Annotated in this window: 18 protein-coding genes; 7 read left to right on the top strand and 11 right to left on the bottom strand. The window is 65.6% G+C overall.

Annotated features, from left to right (window positions below; translation table 11 throughout):
* From CH290_RS18775 to iolC, 6 genes are all read right to left on the bottom strand, one after another.
* Nucleotides 1–256: aldehyde dehydrogenase family protein (locus CH290_RS18775; RefSeq protein WP_141216119.1), on the bottom strand; the 256-nt coding region annotated here is incomplete at its 3' end.
* Between the two features lie 27 nt (nucleotides 257–283).
* Complete coding sequence (locus CH290_RS18770) at nucleotides 284–1,156, bottom strand: sugar phosphate isomerase/epimerase family protein (RefSeq protein WP_033190487.1); 873 nt, start codon at nucleotides 1,154–1,156, stop codon at nucleotides 284–286.
* Nucleotides 1,157–1,180: 24 nt separating this feature from the next.
* Nucleotides 1,181–3,139, bottom strand: coding sequence for a 3D-(3,5/4)-trihydroxycyclohexane-1,2-dione acylhydrolase (decyclizing) (gene iolD / locus CH290_RS18765; protein WP_170947478.1), 1,959 nt, complete (start codon nucleotides 3,137–3,139; stop codon nucleotides 1,181–1,183).
* Nucleotides 3,136–4,050 (bottom strand): 5-deoxy-glucuronate isomerase, encoded by a 915-nt coding sequence (iolB, locus tag CH290_RS18760; protein ID WP_033190488.1) that lies wholly within the window; start codon nucleotides 4,048–4,050, stop codon nucleotides 3,136–3,138. The genes iolD and iolB overlap by 4 nt, the downstream gene beginning before the upstream one ends.
* Before the next feature lie 4 nt (nucleotides 4,051–4,054).
* Nucleotides 4,055–4,957 (bottom strand): Cgl0159 family (beta/alpha)8-fold protein, encoded by a 903-nt coding sequence (locus CH290_RS18755; protein WP_020112193.1) that lies wholly within the window; start codon nucleotides 4,955–4,957, stop codon nucleotides 4,055–4,057.
* Complete coding sequence (gene iolC, locus CH290_RS18750; protein WP_495677181.1) at nucleotides 4,950–5,984, bottom strand: 5-dehydro-2-deoxygluconokinase; 1,035 nt, start codon at nucleotides 5,982–5,984, stop codon at nucleotides 4,950–4,952. Before iolC ends, CH290_RS18755 begins: the two co-directional genes overlap by 8 nt.
* Nucleotides 5,985–6,148: 164 nt before the next feature.
* Here iolC and CH290_RS18745 point away from each other — a divergent pair, with 164 nt between their 5' ends.
* On the top strand, nucleotides 6,149–6,958 hold the full coding sequence (locus tag CH290_RS18745; RefSeq protein WP_230594144.1) for a GntR family transcriptional regulator: 810 nt from the start codon (nucleotides 6,149–6,151) through the stop codon (nucleotides 6,956–6,958).
* 4 nt (nucleotides 6,959–6,962) lie between these two features.
* Here the strand turns inward: CH290_RS18745 and CH290_RS18740 are convergent, their stop codons facing one another.
* The gene (locus tag CH290_RS18740) at nucleotides 6,963–7,961 is read right to left on the bottom strand and encodes a LacI family DNA-binding transcriptional regulator (protein ID WP_019666227.1); all 999 of its coding nucleotides are present in this window, start codon (nucleotides 7,959–7,961) and stop codon (nucleotides 6,963–6,965) included.
* Between the two features lie 210 nt (nucleotides 7,962–8,171).
* On the opposite strand from CH290_RS18740, the gene CH290_RS18735 reads away from it, so the two are divergent.
* Entirely contained in the window at nucleotides 8,172–9,326 is a 1,155-nt protein-coding gene (locus CH290_RS18735; RefSeq protein WP_020112191.1) for a Gfo/Idh/MocA family protein, read from the top strand.
* An 18-nt stretch (nucleotides 9,327–9,344) separates the two neighbouring features.
* On the opposite strand, the gene CH290_RS18730 is transcribed toward CH290_RS18735, so the two are convergent.
* The 3 genes from CH290_RS18730 to CH290_RS18720 are packed head-to-tail and all read right to left on the bottom strand — an operon-like array spanning nucleotide 9,345 to nucleotide 12,229.
* Nucleotides 9,345–10,325: a Gfo/Idh/MocA family protein gene (locus tag CH290_RS18730; protein ID WP_033190489.1), complete on the bottom strand. Its 981-nt coding sequence runs from the start codon at nucleotides 10,323–10,325 to the stop codon at nucleotides 9,345–9,347.
* Nucleotides 10,326–10,328: 3 nt separating this feature from the next.
* Nucleotides 10,329–11,225, bottom strand: a complete 897-nt coding sequence (locus CH290_RS18725) for a sugar phosphate isomerase/epimerase family protein (RefSeq protein WP_020112189.1) — start codon at nucleotides 11,223–11,225, stop codon at nucleotides 10,329–10,331.
* Complete coding sequence (locus CH290_RS18720) at nucleotides 11,222–12,229, bottom strand: Gfo/Idh/MocA family protein (RefSeq protein ID WP_033190490.1); 1,008 nt, start codon at nucleotides 12,227–12,229, stop codon at nucleotides 11,222–11,224. The genes CH290_RS18725 and CH290_RS18720 overlap by 4 nt, the downstream gene beginning before the upstream one ends.
* Before the next feature lie 104 nt (nucleotides 12,230–12,333).
* Between CH290_RS18720 and CH290_RS18715 the strand changes: the two genes are divergently transcribed.
* The gene (locus tag CH290_RS18715; RefSeq protein WP_033190630.1) at nucleotides 12,334–13,356 is read left to right on the top strand and encodes a LacI family DNA-binding transcriptional regulator; all 1,023 of its coding nucleotides are present in this window, start codon (nucleotides 12,334–12,336) and stop codon (nucleotides 13,354–13,356) included.
* Nucleotides 13,357–13,374: 18 nt separating this feature from the next.
* Here CH290_RS18715 and CH290_RS18710 read toward each other — a convergent pair whose 3' ends face one another.
* Complete coding sequence (locus CH290_RS18710; protein WP_020112186.1) at nucleotides 13,375–14,403, bottom strand: Gfo/Idh/MocA family protein; 1,029 nt, start codon at nucleotides 14,401–14,403, stop codon at nucleotides 13,375–13,377.
* A 60-nt stretch (nucleotides 14,404–14,463) separates the two neighbouring features.
* Here CH290_RS18710 and CH290_RS18705 point away from each other — a divergent pair, with 60 nt between their 5' ends.
* The 4 genes from CH290_RS18705 to CH290_RS29995 all read left to right on the top strand — a co-directional run bounded on the left by CH290_RS18705 (nucleotide 14,464) and on the right by CH290_RS29995 (nucleotide 18,117).
* Nucleotides 14,464–15,441 carry a Gfo/Idh/MocA family oxidoreductase gene (locus CH290_RS18705; RefSeq protein ID WP_019666220.1) on the top strand — a complete coding sequence of 326 codons (978 nt, stop codon included), beginning with the start codon at nucleotides 14,464–14,466 and terminating at the stop codon, nucleotides 15,439–15,441.
* Between the two features lie 14 nt (nucleotides 15,442–15,455).
* Entirely contained in the window at nucleotides 15,456–16,283 is an 828-nt protein-coding gene (locus CH290_RS18700; RefSeq protein ID WP_020112185.1) for an aldo/keto reductase, read from the top strand.
* A 32-nt stretch (nucleotides 16,284–16,315) separates the two neighbouring features.
* Nucleotides 16,316–17,695 carry an MFS transporter gene (locus tag CH290_RS18695; protein ID WP_027498885.1) on the top strand — a complete coding sequence of 460 codons (1,380 nt, stop codon included), beginning with the start codon at nucleotides 16,316–16,318 and terminating at the stop codon, nucleotides 17,693–17,695.
* Between the two features lie 110 nt (nucleotides 17,696–17,805).
* Nucleotides 17,806–18,117 (top strand): hypothetical protein, encoded by a 312-nt coding sequence (locus CH290_RS29995; protein WP_020112183.1) that lies wholly within the window; start codon nucleotides 17,806–17,808, stop codon nucleotides 18,115–18,117.
* Nucleotides 18,118–18,206 lie beyond the last annotated feature (89 nt).

Raw genomic sequence — 18,206 nt, 5'->3', positions numbered from 1 at the left:
CGGCGAGTTCGCCTTTTTTCTTGTTGAGTAGTTCGCGGAAGTTGAAGAGGATTTGGGTGCGTTTGGCGAGGGAGGTGTCGCGCCAGGCGGGGAAGGCGGTTGCGGCGGCGTCGATGACGGTGCGTGCGTCGTCGAGGTTGGCGAGTGCGAGCTGGCCGGTGACCTCGCCGGTGGCGGGGTTGGTGACCGGTGCGGTGGTGGTGGAGGTACCAGCGAACGGCTTACCGTCCACCCAGTGTCCGATTACGTTGCTCATGAGTGTCCTTGTCCTTTGTAACTGATGTCAGCGGTGCCGTGCGATGTAGTCGTTGATGGTCTTCAGCTGGTAACGCGACACTTCGTCGGCGTTCTCGTTCTCGCCGAACACGCTGGAGACCATGACGGTGTTGTCCTTGTCGTAGAACCCGAGCTTGCTCAGGCCGCCGAAGAACTCGTCCCAGTTGACGTCGCCATCCCCGATCTTGAGGTGCTGGTGAACGCGCACTGCATTTCCGGGCGGGTTCGTGATGTAGCGAAGCCCGTGCGAGCGGTGGTGGTCCATCGTGTCCGCGACGTGCACCAGACGAACGAGATCGCCTGCGGTCTCGAAGATTCTGGGCAGATCGCCACCCATGTGGAACTGGTGGCACGCGACGACGACCATGCCGAAGTTCTTGGAGTTGATGCCGCGGATGACCCGGATGGCAGCCTGTCCGTCTTCGACGAAATCGTCGGGGTGCGGGTCGATGCGAACGTCGATACCTTCACGTTCGACGATCGGAACCAGTTCCTCCATCGAGCGGTAGAACGCTCGCTCGGACTCCTCCGCCTTCTCCGGGCGTCCGCTGAACTCGGTGTTCATGACGTTCACGCCGAGGTCGACGGTGATCTGAATGGCTCGCTTCCAGTACCGAACTGCGGCCTCGCGCGCATCCTCGTCCGGGCCTGCCCAGCGCAACACGGGGAGCACGGAGGCGATGCCGACGCCGGCATCCTTGCAGGCCTTCTTGAACTTGGCGACCAGGTCGTCGTCGGCCTTCGGGTGGTTGTAGAACGGGATCATGTCGACGTGCGGGGTCAGCTGCAGGTACTCGTAGCCGAGGTCGGCTACGACGCGGGGCAGCTCCAGCAGCGAGAAATCGTGATGGAACGGGGTGGGATCGAGTGCGATCTTCATGGTGTCGGCTTGGTCCTAGTGTTGTCAGTTGCCGGACGGGCGGAGGAAGGGGCGCTGGATCTTCTTCCACTTCTCGTAGGTGGCGTACGCGGTCTGTGTCGATTCGAGAGTCGAGGTCGCGCTGACCGGTACGTCCCACCACGATTCGGAGTCCGGTGCCGCGATCAGCGGATCGGTCTCCACATGGATGACGGTGGACGTTTCGCTCGCCTTGGCGGCCTTGACCGCGTCGGTGAACTCGTTGCCGTTGTTCACGCGCACCACGTCGACACCGAGGCTGGCTGCATTGGCAGCGAGGTCGACCGGCAAAATGCCGCCCTGCAGTCGTCCGTTCTCGGCGCGGTAGCGGTAGTCGGTGCCGAAGCGCTGGGAACCGAGCGATTCCGACAACGATCCGATCGACGCGAACCCGTGGTTCTGCACCAGGATCATGATGACCTTGACGCCTTCCTGCACGGCGGTGACCAGTTCGGTCGCCATCATGAGGTAGGAGCCGTCACCGACCATGATGAACACGTCGCGGTCGGGCTCGGCCATCTTGGCGCCGATGCCGCCCGCCACCTCGTAGCCCATGCACGAGAAGCCGTACTCGACGTGGTATCCCTTGGAATCCCGTGTGCGCCAGAGCTTGTGGAGATCTCCGGGCATCGAGCCTGCTGCGCAGACGACGACGTCGCGCGGGTCGGACAGCGTGTTCGCGAGGCCGATGACCTGGTTCTGGTTCAGAGGTGCGGTGGAATCCTCGATCTTGTAGACCGAGGAAACCGTGTCGTCCCACTGCTGAGCGAGCTCGGAGACGAGAGTGCGGTACTCGGCGGGAACCTCGTAGTCGCCGATGGCGTCGATCAACGCCTCCAGGGCCTCGCGAGCGTCGGAGACGACGGAGATGCCGCCCTGCTTGACCGAGTCGATCGACGCGACGTTGATGTTGACGAACCGAACATCGGGGTTGTTGAACGCGGTGCGCGATGCAGAGGTGAAATCGCTGTAGCGCGTACCGATCCCGATGATGACGTCGGCGTCGGTGGCCAGCGCGTTGGCAGCGGTGGTGCCGGTGGATCCGAGAGCGCCGACGGACTGCGGGTGGTCGTACTTCAGCGAGCCCTTGCCTGCCTGGCTCTGGCCGACCGGAATGCCGGTCTTCTCGCACAGTGCAGCGAGTGCATCGGTGGCGCCGGAGTAGATCACGCCGCCGCCCGCGACGATCAGCGGCTTCTTCGCGGTGCGGATTACCTCGGCCGCTCGCGAGATCACGGACTTCTCGGGCAGCGGGCGTGCGACGTGCCAGGTACGCGGCGCGAACAGCGACTCCGGCCAGTCGAATGCCTCGGCCTGAACGTCCTGCGGGATGGCGACGGTGGCGGCACCGGTCTCGACGGGATCGGTGAGCACGCGCATTGCACCGAGCAGTGCGCCGGGCAACTGCTCCGGGCGCCACACGCGGTCGAAGTAGCGGGAGAGAGGCTTGAACGAGTCGTTGACCGTGACGTCGCCGCTCGACGGCAGCTCCAGTTCCTGCAGCACCGGGGCGCTCGCGCGGGTGGCGAACGTGTCGGCAGGCAGCAGCAGGACCGGCAGGCGGTTGATCGTCGCCAGAGCAGCGCCGGTCAGCATGTTCGTCGAGCCGGGTCCGACGCTGGCCGTGACGGCCCACGCCTGGAGACGATCCTTCTGCCGTGCGTAGGCGACGGCGCTGTGCACCATCGCCTGCTCGTTGCGTCCCAGGACGTAGGGGAGTTCCGGCTCGGTGCCGGCTTCGACGGCGTCGATCTCGGCCTGCAGAAGCGCCTGGCCGAGGCCGGCCACGTTGCCGTGTCCGAAGATGCCGAACGCGCCTGCGAAGAACTTGGTGCGCACGCCGTCACGCTCGACGTACTGGTTCGCCAGGAACTTCACGGTTGCCTGGGACACGGTGAGATGTACCGTGCCTTCGGTGTTTTCGGTCTTGCTCGCCGAAATCGGTGCGGTGGACACCACGGTCATGCTCCTGTCGATGCGGAGTTGAGGGGAAGGCGAGGATCGACGGCCTGGTCTGCCCAGGTGCCGCGGATCCAGGTGTGCTCGGGGTCGTCGACGATGTTCCATGCCCGTTCGCGGCCCGGACCGGCCATGACGTTCAGGTAGTACATGTGGTAACCCGGTGCAGCGACGGACGGGCCGTGGTAGCCGTGCGGAACGAGGACGACGTCTCCGGTACGGACCTCTTCGAGGACCTCGATGGGACGTGCCGGGGTTCCGTAGACGCGGTGGTAACCGAAACCGTTGCTGCTATCGGGGCCCGGTGCGATCTCGAAGTAGTAGATCTCCTCGAGGGCGGACTCGTGCTCGGTGTTCTCGTCGTGCTTGTGGCCCGGGTAGGACGACCAGTTGCCACCGGGGGTGATGACCTCGCACGCGATGAGCGAGTCGGCTTCGAAGGTGTCGGCGGTGCCGAAGTTGTGAACCTGCCGGCTGCAGTTTCCTGCGCCGCGCAGTTCCACAGAGATGTCGGCTGCGGGGACGTAGCGGAACGGAAGCTTCTTCTCGGCGCGGGCGCCGCACAGTGCGAAGCGTCCGCCGTCGACGCTCGAGAGCGTGTACGCGGAATCTCTTCCGACATAAGCGAAGTCGGAGGGCCCGTCGAAGACGGATGCGCGCCCCGCGAGATCGAACTTGGTGCCTTCGCTGGTGACGGTGGCCGAACCCGACAGCGGCACGACCATGATCTCGTCGGAACCGGAGTTCAGATCGACGGACTGTCCGGCCGCGAGTGTCACCGTCCAGAGACTCGATTCCGTCCAGTCGATTCGGGTCGTTCCGCCGGCTCCACTCCTGGCTGCGGACTCGGGTGTCACGACGACGTCGAAGCCGTCCTTGCTACCGGATCCAGCTGCGATGTAGTACTCGGAATTCATCGACTCACCTCACCATGTTCACAGCGGTGGCAACGGCGCCTGCGACATCGCCGTCCTGGGGGTACAGCAGGGTGCGTCCGACGATCAGACCACGGACGGCCGGGATCTCGAGCGCCTTGGCCCAGCTCGCGTACGTCTCCTCCGGTGCGGTCTGAGGATCTCCACCCAGAAGCAGCGTGGGGAGCGTCGTGGCGTCCATGACGCGCTCCATCTCGTCGACGACGGGGAGCTTCATCCACGTGTAGGCGGACGTCGAACCGAGGCCCTGCGTGATGTGAATGGACTTGATGACGGCGTCGGCACTGAGATCGTTCTTGACGCGGCCTTCGACGCGGCTGGACAGGAACGGCTCGACCATGGCGATGAGCTGACGCTCGGCGAGCTCGTCGATCGCCTGGGCGCAGGCGGTCATCGTCTCCAGTGTTCCCGGATCGTCCAGGGCGATGCGGGTGAGCATCTTGGCGCCGTTCATCCGGGCCTTGGCGGTGGATGCTGCGGTGGCGCCCGTCATACGGTCGTCCAGTTCGAACGATGCGCCCGCGAGCCCGCCACGGTTCATCGACGAGAAGACGACCTTGTCCTCGAGTGCGCCGAGGAGCACCAGGTCGTCCAATATCTCCGAGGAGGCGAGGACACCGTCGACGCCGGGGTTCTCCAGTGCGGTGCGCAGACGGTCGAGCAGCTCGGTGCGGCTGTTCATCGCGGTCATGTTGGATCCGACCGACAGTGCGCCGCGGGCGGGGTGGTCGGCGGCGACGATCATGAGCCGGCCGTTTCCGCGGATGGTCTCACGCGTGGCGCGGGTTGCCCATGCTCGTTCGATGGCCTGCGGGTCGCTCGCACGAATGGCAGCAATTTCGGCGTAGCTGGACGCTGCAGGTGCAGGGGTCAAAGTGGTCTCAGACATTGGCGGCCTCGGTCTTCTTCTCTTCTGTGGCGGAATCTTCTGCGAGAGCGGCGACCTCGGCCGCGGTGGGCATTGCGGTGGAGCACTCGAGCCGCGAGGCGACGATGGCGCCTGCAGCGTTTCCGTATCGGAGGATCTTCTCGAGCGGCCAGCCACCGAGCAATCCGTGGCACAGCGAGCCGCCGAAGCTGTCTCCTGCACCGAGGCCGTTGACGACGTCGACGAAGTTGGGGGGAACGGTGACGGTTTCCGATCGGGTCTTGCCCATGACGCCCTTCGGGCCCATCTTGACGATCGCGAGCTCGACACCGAGGTCGAGGAGGGCGTCGGCGGCCTTGTGCGGGTCCGTCTCGCCGACGGCCACCTCGCACTCTTCCTTGTTCCCGACGGCGACGGTGACGTGCTGGAGTGCCTTCTGGACCTGTTCGGTTGCGGCTGCGGTGGTTTCCCAGAACATCGGCCGGTAGTCGAGGTCGAGGACCGTCAGTGGTGCCCGGCCGCGTGCTTCCCAGGCGGCGAAGTGCGCGCTGCGGCTCGGCTCCTCGGACAGTCCGGTGACGGTGGACCAGTAGAGGCGTGCGTTCTTCACGGCTTCGACGTCGATGTCTTCGGGTCGGATCTGCAGGTCGGGTGCGGACGGCTTGCGGTAGAAGTACAGCGGAAAGTCGTCGGGCGGGAAGATCTCGCAGAAGGTGACCGGTGTCGCGTACTGCGAGTCGGTGACGACGAAGCGATTGTCGACACCGAGTCGGGCCAGTTCGCCTGCGACGTACCGGCCGAACGGGTCGTTGCCGACGCCCGAGATCAGAGCCGACTTGTTGCCCAGGCGTGCTGCGGCGACGGTGACGTTCGCTGCGCTACCGCCGAGGAACTTGCCGAAGGTCTCGACCTGTTCCAGTCCGACTCCGGTCTGCAGGGGGTAGATGTCCACGCCGCTGCGCCCGATGGCGAGGACGTCGAAGGCCGTGGTGTTCGCATCGGCTGAGGTGGTCAAGATCGACTCCAGAGGGTATTGGGGACACAACATGCGAGGTGCTACGCAGGAAAGCCTGTCTGCTATTACTGTGCTTCAGACCACAGCGTCATGTCAATACTTTGTCCTGACATTCTTACTTCCAGTCATGCCGATGTTAGTGTTCGCCTACACTCTCGATCAAGCTGGGCGTGGATCTGCTCGCCCTTCGAGGAGATATGGAGAGCTGGACTGTGACTGCGTCCAACGTGTCCGCAGGCGACACCGGCACACCCCCCGTGGGGTCGTCGGTCGCCACGCCCTTGTCCGTCGAGCTCGACAGGGGCAGCCCGGTACCTCTCTACTTCCAGCTCGCGCAGGCGATCGAAGCCGCGATTCTCGGTGGGCAATTGGCTCCGGGGGACCGGTTCGAGAACGAACTGGCCCTGGCCAAACGGCTGAACCTGTCCCGTCCGACCACCCGCCGCGCCATCCAGGAGCTGGTCGACAAAGGCCTGCTCGTACGCAAGCGTGGCGTCGGGACCCAGGTCGTGCAGAGTCCGGTGCACCGCCCCGTCGAGCTGACGAGCCTGTTCGACGACCTGGCCCGCGCAGGCCAGAGCCCATCCACCAAGCTTCTCGACTATCACGTCGGTATCGCGACGGACGAGGTCGCGCGTGAGCTCAACATCTCCGACGACACCGAGGTCACGACCATTCGGCGACTCAGAAGTACCAACGGCGAGCCGCTGGCGCTGATGACCAACCATCTGCCCACTGCCATCGCTCCCGACCCGGACGAACTCGAGACGCACGGTCTCTACCAGTCGCTGCGTACGCGTGGAGTGCACATCCGGCTCGCTCGCCAGCGCATCGGCGCCAAGGCCGCGGACCGCGACGAGGCGCTGCTGCTGGACGAGAAGTACAAGGCCCCGCTCCTCACGATGCACCGCACCGCGTTCGACGACTCCGGCAGTGTCGTCGAGTTCGGATCGCACGCCTATCGGGCGTCGCGGTACTACTTCGACACCACGGTGGTCGACCGGTAGTACGTCAGCGCGGCGCCGCTGTCGAACCCCGAACCTGCAGGCTCGGGGGGATGAGGGTGAGCGTGCCCGGTGCGGCGGCGTCCGAGATTCGGCCGACCAGCGCTGTAGCCGCCAGTCGCCCCAGTTCGTAGGTGGCGTTGTCCACGCTGGTGAGCCACACGTGCCGTAGTCCGGCGAGCGAGGTGTTGTCGTAGCCGACGATGGAAATGTCCTCGGGCACGGAAATCTGCCGTTCCTTGCAGGCCGTCATCGCGCCGATGGCCACGATGTCGTTGACGGCGAAGATCGCCGACGGTGCGTCGGTACCGTCCAGAATCGCCGACGCGGCGGCGTACCCGTCGTCCTCGGTCATACCGCTCGGGACGACCGAGGCGAACCGGTCCAGTCCGTGCTCGGCCATGGCAGCGCGGTAACTGGCGGCCCGAATGTTCGCGACTGCACCGGTTCCGGCGAGATGAGCGATTCTGGTGTGCCCGAGTGCGACGAGGTGATCGATCGCGAGTGCGGTGCCCATCGCATCGTCGTTCGCGACGACGTCCACGCCGGGCAGATCCAGATCGCGGCTGGCGACCACGACCGTCGGAATGGTGCGAGCCGCCTCGAGGATCGTGGGGGTCGGTGTCCGGGTGCCGACGAGCGCGAGGCCGTCGAGGCGCAGATCCATGAAGCTTCGGACGAAGGACGAATCGGAGCTGCGGTCCAGCCTGCCGTCGGCGAGGAACATCTTCAGGTCCTGTTCTTGCAGAACCGAGTTCATGCCTTCGAGGCAGTCGACGAACCAGGGGTTGCGTAGGTCGTTGAGAAGAACGCCGACGATGTCGGTACGGCGTTGGGTCAGGCTGCGGGCGCTCAGGTTGGGGCGGTAGCCGAGCTCGGTGATGGCGTGTTCCACAGCGGCGCGTTTCTCGTCGCTGACCGAGCTGGATCCGCGGAGGACGAGCGAGACAAGAGATTTGGACACGCCTGCGTGGGCTGCCACGGTGCGGATGGTCGGCCTGCTCACTGCGCCGTCCTCTCCTCGTATCCCGGTGGTCCGGGTGAACGCTAGCAGTTCGGTGTTGACTCGACCGTCCTGCGTGGTTCACACTTTACATAGATTGGACCGGTCCAAAGCTGACGTCCATTCGCCACCGTCCCCTTCACGTGAGTGGAAATGTAGGCCTGGCCTACATTTCCACTCACGTAAACGTCAGGAGAACAGCTCGTGAGCTCAGTGCAGAACATTCGCGTCGGAGTTGCCGGATTCGGCTGGATGGGCCGGGTGCACACCCAGGCCTATGCCCGCGTCCGGCATCACTACCCGGATCTGGCGCTGACGCCCGTGTTGGCCTCCGTCGCGGACGAGGTTCCCGGGCGCGCCGAGGAAGCCGCTGCGCAGTTCGGTTTCGCCGACGCCACCACCGACTGGCACGACATCGAGAACGATTCGACCATCGGTGCAGTGTCGATCACGGCCCCGAATTTCCTGCATCGCACCATCGGCACCGCCATGGTCGAGGCGGGCAAGCACATCTGGATCGAGAAGCCCGTGGGATTGTCGTCCGACGATGCGCGCGCAGTCGCCGTCGCGGCGGACAAGGCGGGCGTGCAGACGGCCGTCGGCTTCAACTACCGCAACGCGCCCGCGGTCGAGGAAGCGAAGGCGCTCATTGCCGCGGGTGAGATCGGAACCGTCACCCACGCGCGTTTCCGATTCTTCAGCGACTACGCCGCACACCCGGACGGTGCACTGAGCTGGCGCTTCGAGCGGGCGCGCGGCGGCAACGGCGTCCTCGGTGACCTTGCCTCGCACGGTGCCGACCTGCTCTGGTACCTGCTGGGAGACATCGAGTCCCTCGTTGCCGACACCGCGGTGTTCGTCCCGCAGCGCGCCAAGCCGACCGGCGCGACCAGTGGACATGCGCTCGCCACGGGCGGGGAGCTGGGTCCGGTGGAGAACGAGGATTATGTCTCGAGCCAGATCCGGCTCGCGTCGGGTGCCCGCGCAACGCTCGAGGCGAGCCGAGTGTCGGTAGGGGAGCAGAACGCGTACGGCTTCGAGATCCACGGCACCAAGGGCGCTGTCTTCTGGGACTTCCGCCGGCTGGGTGAACTCGGGCTGAGCGTCGGAGACAAGTACCAGGATCAGTCCGTCCAGACGGTGTACGTCGGTCCCAAGCACGGTGAATACGGTGCGTTCCAACCGGGTTCGGCCTCGTCGATGGGCTACGACGATCTCAAGATCATCGAGGCCAAGCGGTTCCTCCAGTCGATTGCAGACGGCAAGCCCGCCGGTGCGACGGTGTGGGACGCCGTTCGTAGCGCCGAGGTGCTCGACGCGATGACGCAGTCGGTTGCTTCGGGCAGCTGGGTGACGCCAGGGGCGTGATGCCGAGATGTCGCCCCGTTAGCGGGGCGACATTCCTGCGGCCCGGTAGGCGTCGTCGACCATCGCCATGTTCGCGACGGCGTCGCCGGGGCCCATCGGAAGCTCGGTTCCGTGCTGCAGGTGACGCGCGAACGCCTCGAGCTGATACAAGTACGACGAGCGGGTTCCCAGATGCTCGGTACTGGTGGTGTTTCCGACGGTGATGCTCACGCGGTCGTCGGTGCTGGGCTTGATGTAGTTGTGCGCGAACGCTTCGCCCCTGGATCCGGTGACGCGCAGGGTGAACAGATAGTCTGGGTCCGTCATCGAGTTCAGGGTTGCACCTGTTGCGCCGCTGGGGAATTCGACGTTCGCGTCGAACGACTCGTCGACTCCCGGGTGCCGTTCGACGGCGCGTGCCTCGCGAACGGTCGGTTCGCCGCCCGCGTAGGCACCGAGGTGGCGCAGAACGTGCAGCCCGTAGCACCCGAGGTCCATCATGACGCCGCCGGCGAGGTCGAGTGGCCACCGAAGATCATCGGGCTCGGGTGCGGGCATACGCATCTCGACCTCGACGTGGCGCAGTTCGCCCAGCGTGCCGTCGGCGACGAGTTGGAAGATCCGCTGCGTCACGGGGTGGAAGAGGTAGTGAAACCCTTCCATGACAACGATGTTCGCGGCGTCCGCCGCAGCGGAGACCCGGACGGCTTCCTCACGATCGCGCGAGAACGGTTTCTCGGTCAATACCGATTTGCCCGCACGGATCGCAGCCAGATTCCACGGTGCATGCAGCGAATTTGCCAGTGGGTTGTAGACGACGTCGACGTCCGGGTCGTCGACGACGTCCTGGTAGGACTCGAGCACGCGCTCGAATCCGTACTTGTCACCGAACGCCTCGGCACGCGCCTTGTCACGCGCAGCGCACGCGACGAGGCGGTGTCCGAGGGCGGTGGCGGGCTCGACGATTGCTTCCTCGGCGATTCGAGATGCACCGAGGACGCCGATCCTGAGTTGATTCACGTCTCAGGACGGTACCCGGGCCTCCACGACGCTCCGAAGGTAGGCGACGCTGGAAATGACGTCGCTCACAGGACCGGCACCGGCAGGCTCCTCGGCGAGAATGGTGTCCTGCTCGAGCACGAACCAGCCGTCGAAACCGGCGTCGAGCAGCTCGTTCACCACCTTCGCGATGTCGACGTCGCCCGTTCCGAGTGGCGTGTACATGCCCTGCGCGACGGCTTCGGTGTAGGTCAATTCACCGGCTTGCACGCGCCCGGCGAGCGCTGCGTCGACGTCCTTGAGGTGTGCATGGGTGATGCGCGACGCGTAGGCCTCCACCAGTTCGAGCGGGTTCGTTCCGCCGATGAGAAGGTGGCCGGTGTCGAGGCACAGTGGGATCGAGGAGCCGTCGAGCACGCGCAGCACCTCGTCGCGCTGTTCGATCATCGTTCCGACGTGCGGGTGAAGCACGGCGCGGATGCCCCGTTCCGCGGCAGCGGCTTGGAGTCGATCGAGGTTGCCGAGCAGTGTGTTCCACTGTGCGTCGTCGAGTTCGGGGCGTGAGTCGTAGCCGTCGCTGCCGGTGGCTGCCGCGAGGACGAGTACTTCGGCGCGGGAGGCGACGAACGCGTCGAGCAGGGGGGCGATGCCGGGCACCGGGTCGTGGTGGGCGTGATGCAGCAGCACGGGTGCGAAACCGCCGACGGATTTCAGGTCGTACTTGTCCAGGGTTGCGGCCAGCTCGTCGGGATCGGCGGGCAGGAACCCTTCGGGTCCGACCTCGGTGGCGGTCAATCCGGCGTCGCGCATCTCGGTCAGGACGCGCTGGGAGTCGATCTGGTATCCCCAGCCGGGAACTTCGCAGACGCCCCAGGAGATGGGCGCGCCGGCGATTCGGATGTCGGTGTGTGTCGTTGTCACAGTCGTACCTCGTCGATTCGCACCGGTCGGTGCTGTTGCAGGGACAGGGTGGCCGCCTCGGCGATGTAGGCCACTTCGAGCGCATCGCGTGCGGTGCAGGGGGATTCGATGCGTCCGGAGATCACGTCGACGAACGCGCCGAGCTCGGCCTGGTATGCCGAGGTGAAGCGGTCCATGAAGAACGAGTGAGGCGTCCCACCTGGGAACGTCGCACCGGATTCGAGGTTGCGCACCGGAACCTGCTGGTCCCAGCCGGCGACAACGGCGTCGTTCGATCCGTGCACCTCTAGGCGGCAGTCGTATCCGCGCGCGTTGTAGCGGGTGTTCGAGACGACGCCGATCGTTCCGTTCTCGAACGTGAGCGTCGTCGTAGCGGTATCGACGTCGCCGTACTCGGTGAACTTCGGGTCGCCCTGGTTGGACCCGGCCGCGGACACCTCGGTGACCTCGTGGCCGACGATCCACCGGACGATGTCGAAGTCGTGGACGCTGCAGTCACGGAAGATGCCCCCCGAGACCGCGACATAGTCGAGCGGCGGGGGCGCAGGATCGAGAGTGGTCGAGCGGACGGTGTGCAGCCATCCGAGATCGCCCGACGCAACAGCGTTCTTGGCCGCGGCGAACGCCGGTGCGAACCGGCGGTTGTAGCCGATCTGCACCTGGACGCCCGACGACTCGATGCCCTGGACGACGGCAAGGCTCTCGCCGGGGGTGGCGGCGATCGGCTTCTCGCAGAACACGGGGATGCCGGCGTCGACGCACGCGAGTACGAGCGAAGCATGTGCCGGAGTTGCCGCAGCGACGACAACTCCGTCGACTCCGGACTTCAACAATGCCTCAGCGCTGTCGACCGAGGTGGCGCCGAACTTCGAGGCGACTGCCTCCGTGACGGCGGGGCGCTCGTCGGTGACGACGAGTCCGTCGACCCCGGCGAGCGTGCTCAGTGTGTCGGTGTGAAATGCGCCGATCCGGCCAAGGCCGATGACGCCGACGGTTACGCCCATCTGTGGTGGTCTTTCTGCAGGAGAAATGTAGACCTCGAGTGTGACTCAGATCGAGGCGTAGGATCAACCGTCGGAACGCATCAAAAACGCCTCAGAGGATGGTCGTGACGCATCGCTACAAGGTCAGTGAGATCGCCCAGCAAGCCGGGCTCAGTCGCGCCACCGTCGACCGCGTACTTCACGAGCGGCCGGGGGTGCGCAGTGCTACCAGAGCGGAAGTGCAGCAAGCGATTTCCGACCTGGACAAACAGCGGTCACAGCTTCGTCTGAACGGCAGGAAGTTTCTGTTCGACGTCGTCATGCAGACACCCGCGCGCTTCTCGGCGGAATTCAGGGCGGCGCTGGAGGCGGAACTGCCGATGCTCTCGCCCGCCGTGGTTCGGTGCCGGTTCCACTTCCGGGAGACCGAATCGGTGACCGAGATGGTGGACACGCTGGGCCGGTTCACCGCGCGCGGATCGCACGGTGTCATCGTCAAGGCGCCGGACGACCCCGAGGTGGTGGAGGCGGTCGACCGGCTCGTGGCACTCGGTATTCCCGTCGTGACGTACGTGACCGACGTGCCGAGCAGCGCGCGGCTCGGCTACGTCGGCATCGACAATCGGGCGGCGGGATCCACCGCGGCCTACCTGGTCGACTCCTGGCTGGGCGACGCGCAGTCCTCGGTACTGATCTTGTTGACCAGCAACATCTTCAGGAACGAGGGGGAGAGGGAGATCGGGTTCCGCAGCACGTTGCGGGCGTTGGACTCCGGCAGACGCGTCGTCGAGATATCCGACAGTGAGGGGCTCGACTCGACGGTGGAGGAACGGGTCTCGGACGCGCTCGCGGAGTACCCGGACATCGAGGCCGTGTACTCCATCGGCGGCGGCAACACCGGCGCGGTCCGGGCGTTCGAACGGGCGGGCAGGAGGTGCCGGGTGTTCGTCGCACACGACCTCGACGGCGACAACCGGCCGCTGCTGCGCTCCGGAGCCTTGTCGGCCGTGCTGCACCACGACCTGCGCGCCGACGCCAGGACGGCCTGCCGCCTGCTGATGCAGGCCGCAGGTGCCGTCGACGGCGTCGCGGCCGAGCCGTCTCCGATCCAGATCGTGACGAGGTTCAACACCCCGGCTGTGCGCTGAGGGCTCCGGCGCGCGTCGTTACCGGGCGAACGGGCCGTCGGTGATGCCCAGCTGTCCGCGAATCGAGTCGATGATCGCCAACGTCTGCACGGCGTCCTCGATCGTGTGCACCGACGATTCGAGGCGTCCTTCGCCGATCGCGCGGGCAGCATCGACGGCTGCGTAGTGGAGACCGTCCACCTGCACGCCCTTGTCCTCGCGGTACTCGAGGGTCTCGCCGTCGCGGAGGGTCACGGTGAAGGATCCCGGCATGAAGAACGGGCCCTCGACCGTCAGCGTTCCGTCGCGGCCACAGATCGTCGCCGACGTCGGGGTGTTGCTCAGGATCGTGGTGTTCATGACCGAATGGTTGCCGCCGGTGTGGGTCAGCACGGCGGAGACCTGGCCGTTCAGTTCGTCGTTCGCGGGCTGGCCGACGGCGGTGATGGACTCGGGCGCACCCAGGATCGTGTGGATGAACGATGCGTCGTAGGTGCCGAGGTCCAGCAACGGGCCGCCTGCCAGTGCCGGGTCGTAGATGCGGTGGTCGGTGGTGAAGTACTCGCCGTGGTCCACCAGGACCGTCCGGATCGGGCCGAGCACGCCGCTGTCGACGATCTGCCGGAGTACGTCGAACTTCGGCAGGAACTTCGTCCACATGGCTTCGCCTACGAACACGCCTGCTTCGGCGGCGGCTGCACCGATCTCGGCGGCGCGAGTTGCATCGACGGCAAGTGGCTTCTCGACGAGCACGTGCTTGCCTGCGGCTATCGACGCCAGCGCGTTCGTGTGGTGTTCGGTGTGCGGCGTCGCGATGTAGACGACGTCGATGTCCGGATCGGCGAGCAGAGCGTCGTAGCTTCCGTAGGACTTCGGCAGGGAGTGGCGCCCGGCGAATTCCGCTGCGCGATCTTCGCTTCGGGAGGCCACGGCCACGACCTGCTGAGTCGAGTTCTTCGCCAGCGATTCGGCGAAGCGGTCCGCGATCCAGCCCGGACCGAGAATGCCCCAACGCAGTACCGGTGCCTCGTTCGGATTCGGCACGGTGGAGACGGGTAGCGAAGTCATCGGCAAACCTGTTCTGTCGAAGGGTAGTTTGTTAGGACATCAGGATGTAATACTCAGCACATGACTGTACGCGTTGGAATCATCGGAGTCGGCGTCATGGGTGCCGATCATGCTCGCAAGATCAACGGATCGATCTCGGGTGCGGAGGTGTCGGCAGTCGCCGATTTCGACACCGACCGGGCCAAGACCGTCGCCGCAGAGCTGAAGGCCGCAGACGTGGCGGCCGACGGCTTCGAGCTCATCGCCAGCGACTCGGTCGACGCGATCGTCGTGGCGTCGCACGACTCCACCCACGCCGAGCTCGTGCACGCCGCGCTCGCAGCGGGCAAGCCGGTCCTGTGCGAGAAGCCCCTCGCGCCGACGGCCGACCTGTGCCGCGAGATCATCGCCGCACAGGGCGACCGCAACCTCATCACCGTCGGGTTCATGCGCCGATTCGACCCCGCGTACAACGAACTCAAGCGCGCAGCGGCACCCGAGCGGATCGGCGACACCCTCGTTGCGCACTGCATCAGCCGCAACGTGGTGGCCGGTCCCGGCGACTCCGCCGCGACCATCACCAACTCCGCGATCCACGAGCTCGACATCATGCCGTGGCTGCTCGGCTCACCCATCACCGAGGTCAGCTGGCATGCGGGACGCACCAGCAAGTACTCGGGAGTTCGTCAGGACCCCCAGATCATGCTGCTGCGCACCGAATCCGACGTTCTCATGACCGTCGAACTGTTCGTGAACGCACGGTACGGTTACGACACGCGATGCGAGATCGTCGGGGAAGAAGGGATCGCGCAGTTCGCCATCCCGGCACACGTCATCGTCGACAGCGAACTCAAGCGCTCCATCGAATACCCCCTCGACTGGGTTCCCCGCTACGCCGAGGCCTACCGACTCGAACTCCAGGAATGGGTCGATTCGATCGAGGAAGGCCGCGCCTCCACCCTCGCCGACGCCGACGCGGGCCTGCGCGCCGGTCTCGTCGCCGACGCACTCGTGGTATCGATGAACGAGGGCGGCCGAACGGTCACCGTCGAATACTGATCGAAAGAGGTTCCATGACATCGACATTCCCGCTCGCCGACGGAACCGTCCTCCCCGCAGTGGGTCTGGGGACGGTTGTCGCCGACGGGGAAGACATGGCGGCGACGGTCACGTCGGCGCTCGAATCCGGTTACCGTCTGATCGACACCGCGCTGCGGTACGGCAGCGAGGAAGGCGTCGGACAGGCTGTCCGGGAGTCCGGCGTTCCTCGTGACGAGATTCTCGTGACGACGAAGATTCCCGGTCACTACCACGGCTACGACGAGGCCAAGGAATCCGTCCGGCTCTCGCTGGAGAACCTGGGCCTGGAACGAATCGACCTGCTGCTCATCCACTGGCCCCTGCCGAAGGTGGACAAGTACGTGGACACGTGGCGCGCGATGATCGACCTCCAGCGTGACGGTGTCGCGACGTCGATCGGTGTTTCCAACTTCACCGAAGCGCATCTCGACCGGCTGGTGCAGGAGACCGGAGTTGCTCCGGTGGTCAACCAGATCGAGCTCCATCCGTACTTCCCCCAAGCACGGTTGCGCGCGTACCACGCCGAGCACGGAATCGTCACCGAGAGCTGGAGTCCACTCGGTCGAGGCTCGGAGCTGTTGAAGGCCGACCCGGTTGCGGATGCAGCCGCCGCACACGACGTTTCGCCGGGCCAGGTGGTCCTGCGGTGGCACAATCAGCTCGGTTCGGTGTCGCTACCGAAGTCGTCCAACCCTGACCGTCAGCGCCAGAACCTCGACATCTTCGGTTTCACCCTGACCGACGACGAGGTGGCGGCGATCTCGTCACTGGAGCGTGGGCGTATCTGGGGCCAGGATCCCGACACCCACGAGGAGTTCTGACCGGCGCAGGCGCGTCGGTATTTCCTCGCGGGCTGGCGCTGCTCGTCGCCGGCGCGTTGTTCATGGAAATTCTCGACGCGACGGTCATCGCGACCGCTGTGCCCGCGATGGCCGAATCGTTCGGAGTGGATCCGGTCGACATCGGTATCGCCATCTCGTCGTACATCCTCACGCTCGCCGTTCTGATCCCGGCGAGCGGGTGGATGGCCGACCGCTTCGGTGTTCGACGTGTGTTCCTGGCTGCGATCGTGGTGTTCACCGCGGCGTCGATCGGGTGTGCGCTGAGCCCGACCCTTCCGGCTCTGGTCGTGATGCGGGTACTGCAAGGCGTCGGCGGCGCCATGATGGTGCCGGTCGGCAGGCTGGCAGTGCTGCGCGCCACGACGAAAACCGAACTCGTGCGAGCGATCGCGTACCTCACCTGGCCTGCACTGACCGCGCCGGTCATCGCCCCCGCGGTCGGCGGCGCAATCGTCACCTATGCGTCCTGGCGGTGGATCTTCCTGATCAACGTGCCGCTCGGCATCATCGGATTCGTGGTGGGACTGCGGCTCGTGCGCGGCGTCGACGGCAGCCGGGCGCGTCGGCCACTCGACTGGCGCGGGTTGGTGGCTACTGCCGTCGGTGTCGCGGTGTTGATCGTGTCCCTAGACGGTGTTCGCACCGAGGGAACGAACTGGCTCACGGTGGGAACCGGCGTGGTCTTCGCGGCGCTGGTCCTGGCTGTCGCCGCTGTTCACCTGACCCGGACCGAGCATCCGCTGCTGGACCTGACGGTGCTGAAGATCGAGTCGTTCCGCAACACCGCGACCTACGGATCGTTCTACCGCATGCTGATCACGGCTGTCCCGTTCCTGCTGCCGTTGATGTTCCAGCTTCGCTTCGGCTGGTCGCCGTTCGTCTCCGGACTGATGGTCATCGCTCTGTTCGCGGGCAACATCCTCGTCAAGCCGACGACGACGCCGCTCATGCGACGATTCGGAATCAGGACCGTCATCATCGCCGACGGAGCGTTGTCGGTGCTGTGCTTCGGAGCGATAGCACTCGTCGACGTGGACACGTCGCCGGTGATCATCGCTGCCGTCCTGGTGATCAGTGGGGCGTTGCGGTCCGTCGGATTCACCGCGTACAACACCCTGGCCTTCGCGGACATCGACAGCGACCGACTCACCCACGCCAACACGTTCCACGCGTCGGCTCAAGAGCTGTTCTCCGGATTGGGCGTCGCGCTGGGAGCAATCGCCCTGACCGTGTCCACCGGCGTCGTCGGCGGGTTGGGGTGGCAGTCGGGGCAGGCGTTCGCACTGTCCTTCGCCTCACTGGGGGTCCTCATGACCGTCGTGGTGGTCGGCGGCCTACTCCTCCCGTTCGATGCCGGTGCCGCGGTGACGAAGCCCAAGACCTCGGCCTGATCCACCCTGGTGGACGATGAGAATTTCCTCATCTCGGCTTCCTCTTCCTCTCACGTTCGACGGACATGCTTGCCATGTCACCGAAAGTCGGACATCGAAGGGAACACACCATGAGGAAAGTAGTCACGCTCGCCGTCGCCGGATCCGCGGCGACACTTCTCGCACTCGGCGGAATCGGCGCCGTCGCACTCGCCGACGACAGCCCAGCGCCCGCACAGCTACCGACATCGACTCCGACCGCACCCGACTCCGCGCCGGCATCGCCGAACCCAACCGATCCAGGGGTACCACCGCAGCCGTTCGACGACGACTGGCACGACGATGACTGGGACGACCGGCACGACGATGACTGGGACGACCGGCACGACGATGACTGGGACGACCGGCACGACGATGACTGGGACGACCGGCACGACGACTGATTCCCCCTCGACGCAGCGGGGCCTGTCCGACCCATCACATACGCGAAAGGGCCGTGCATACGATGTGGATCGTATGCACGGCCCTTTCA

Origin of the sequence: Rhodococcus sp. 06-156-4 (assembly GCF_002259345.1) — a bacterium.
Classification (GTDB): domain Bacteria; phylum Actinomycetota; class Actinomycetes; order Mycobacteriales; family Mycobacteriaceae; genus Rhodococcoides; species Rhodococcoides fascians_E.
Note: the sequence above shows the minus strand (reverse complement) of the source record. Positions and strands in the feature narration are given on the sequence as shown.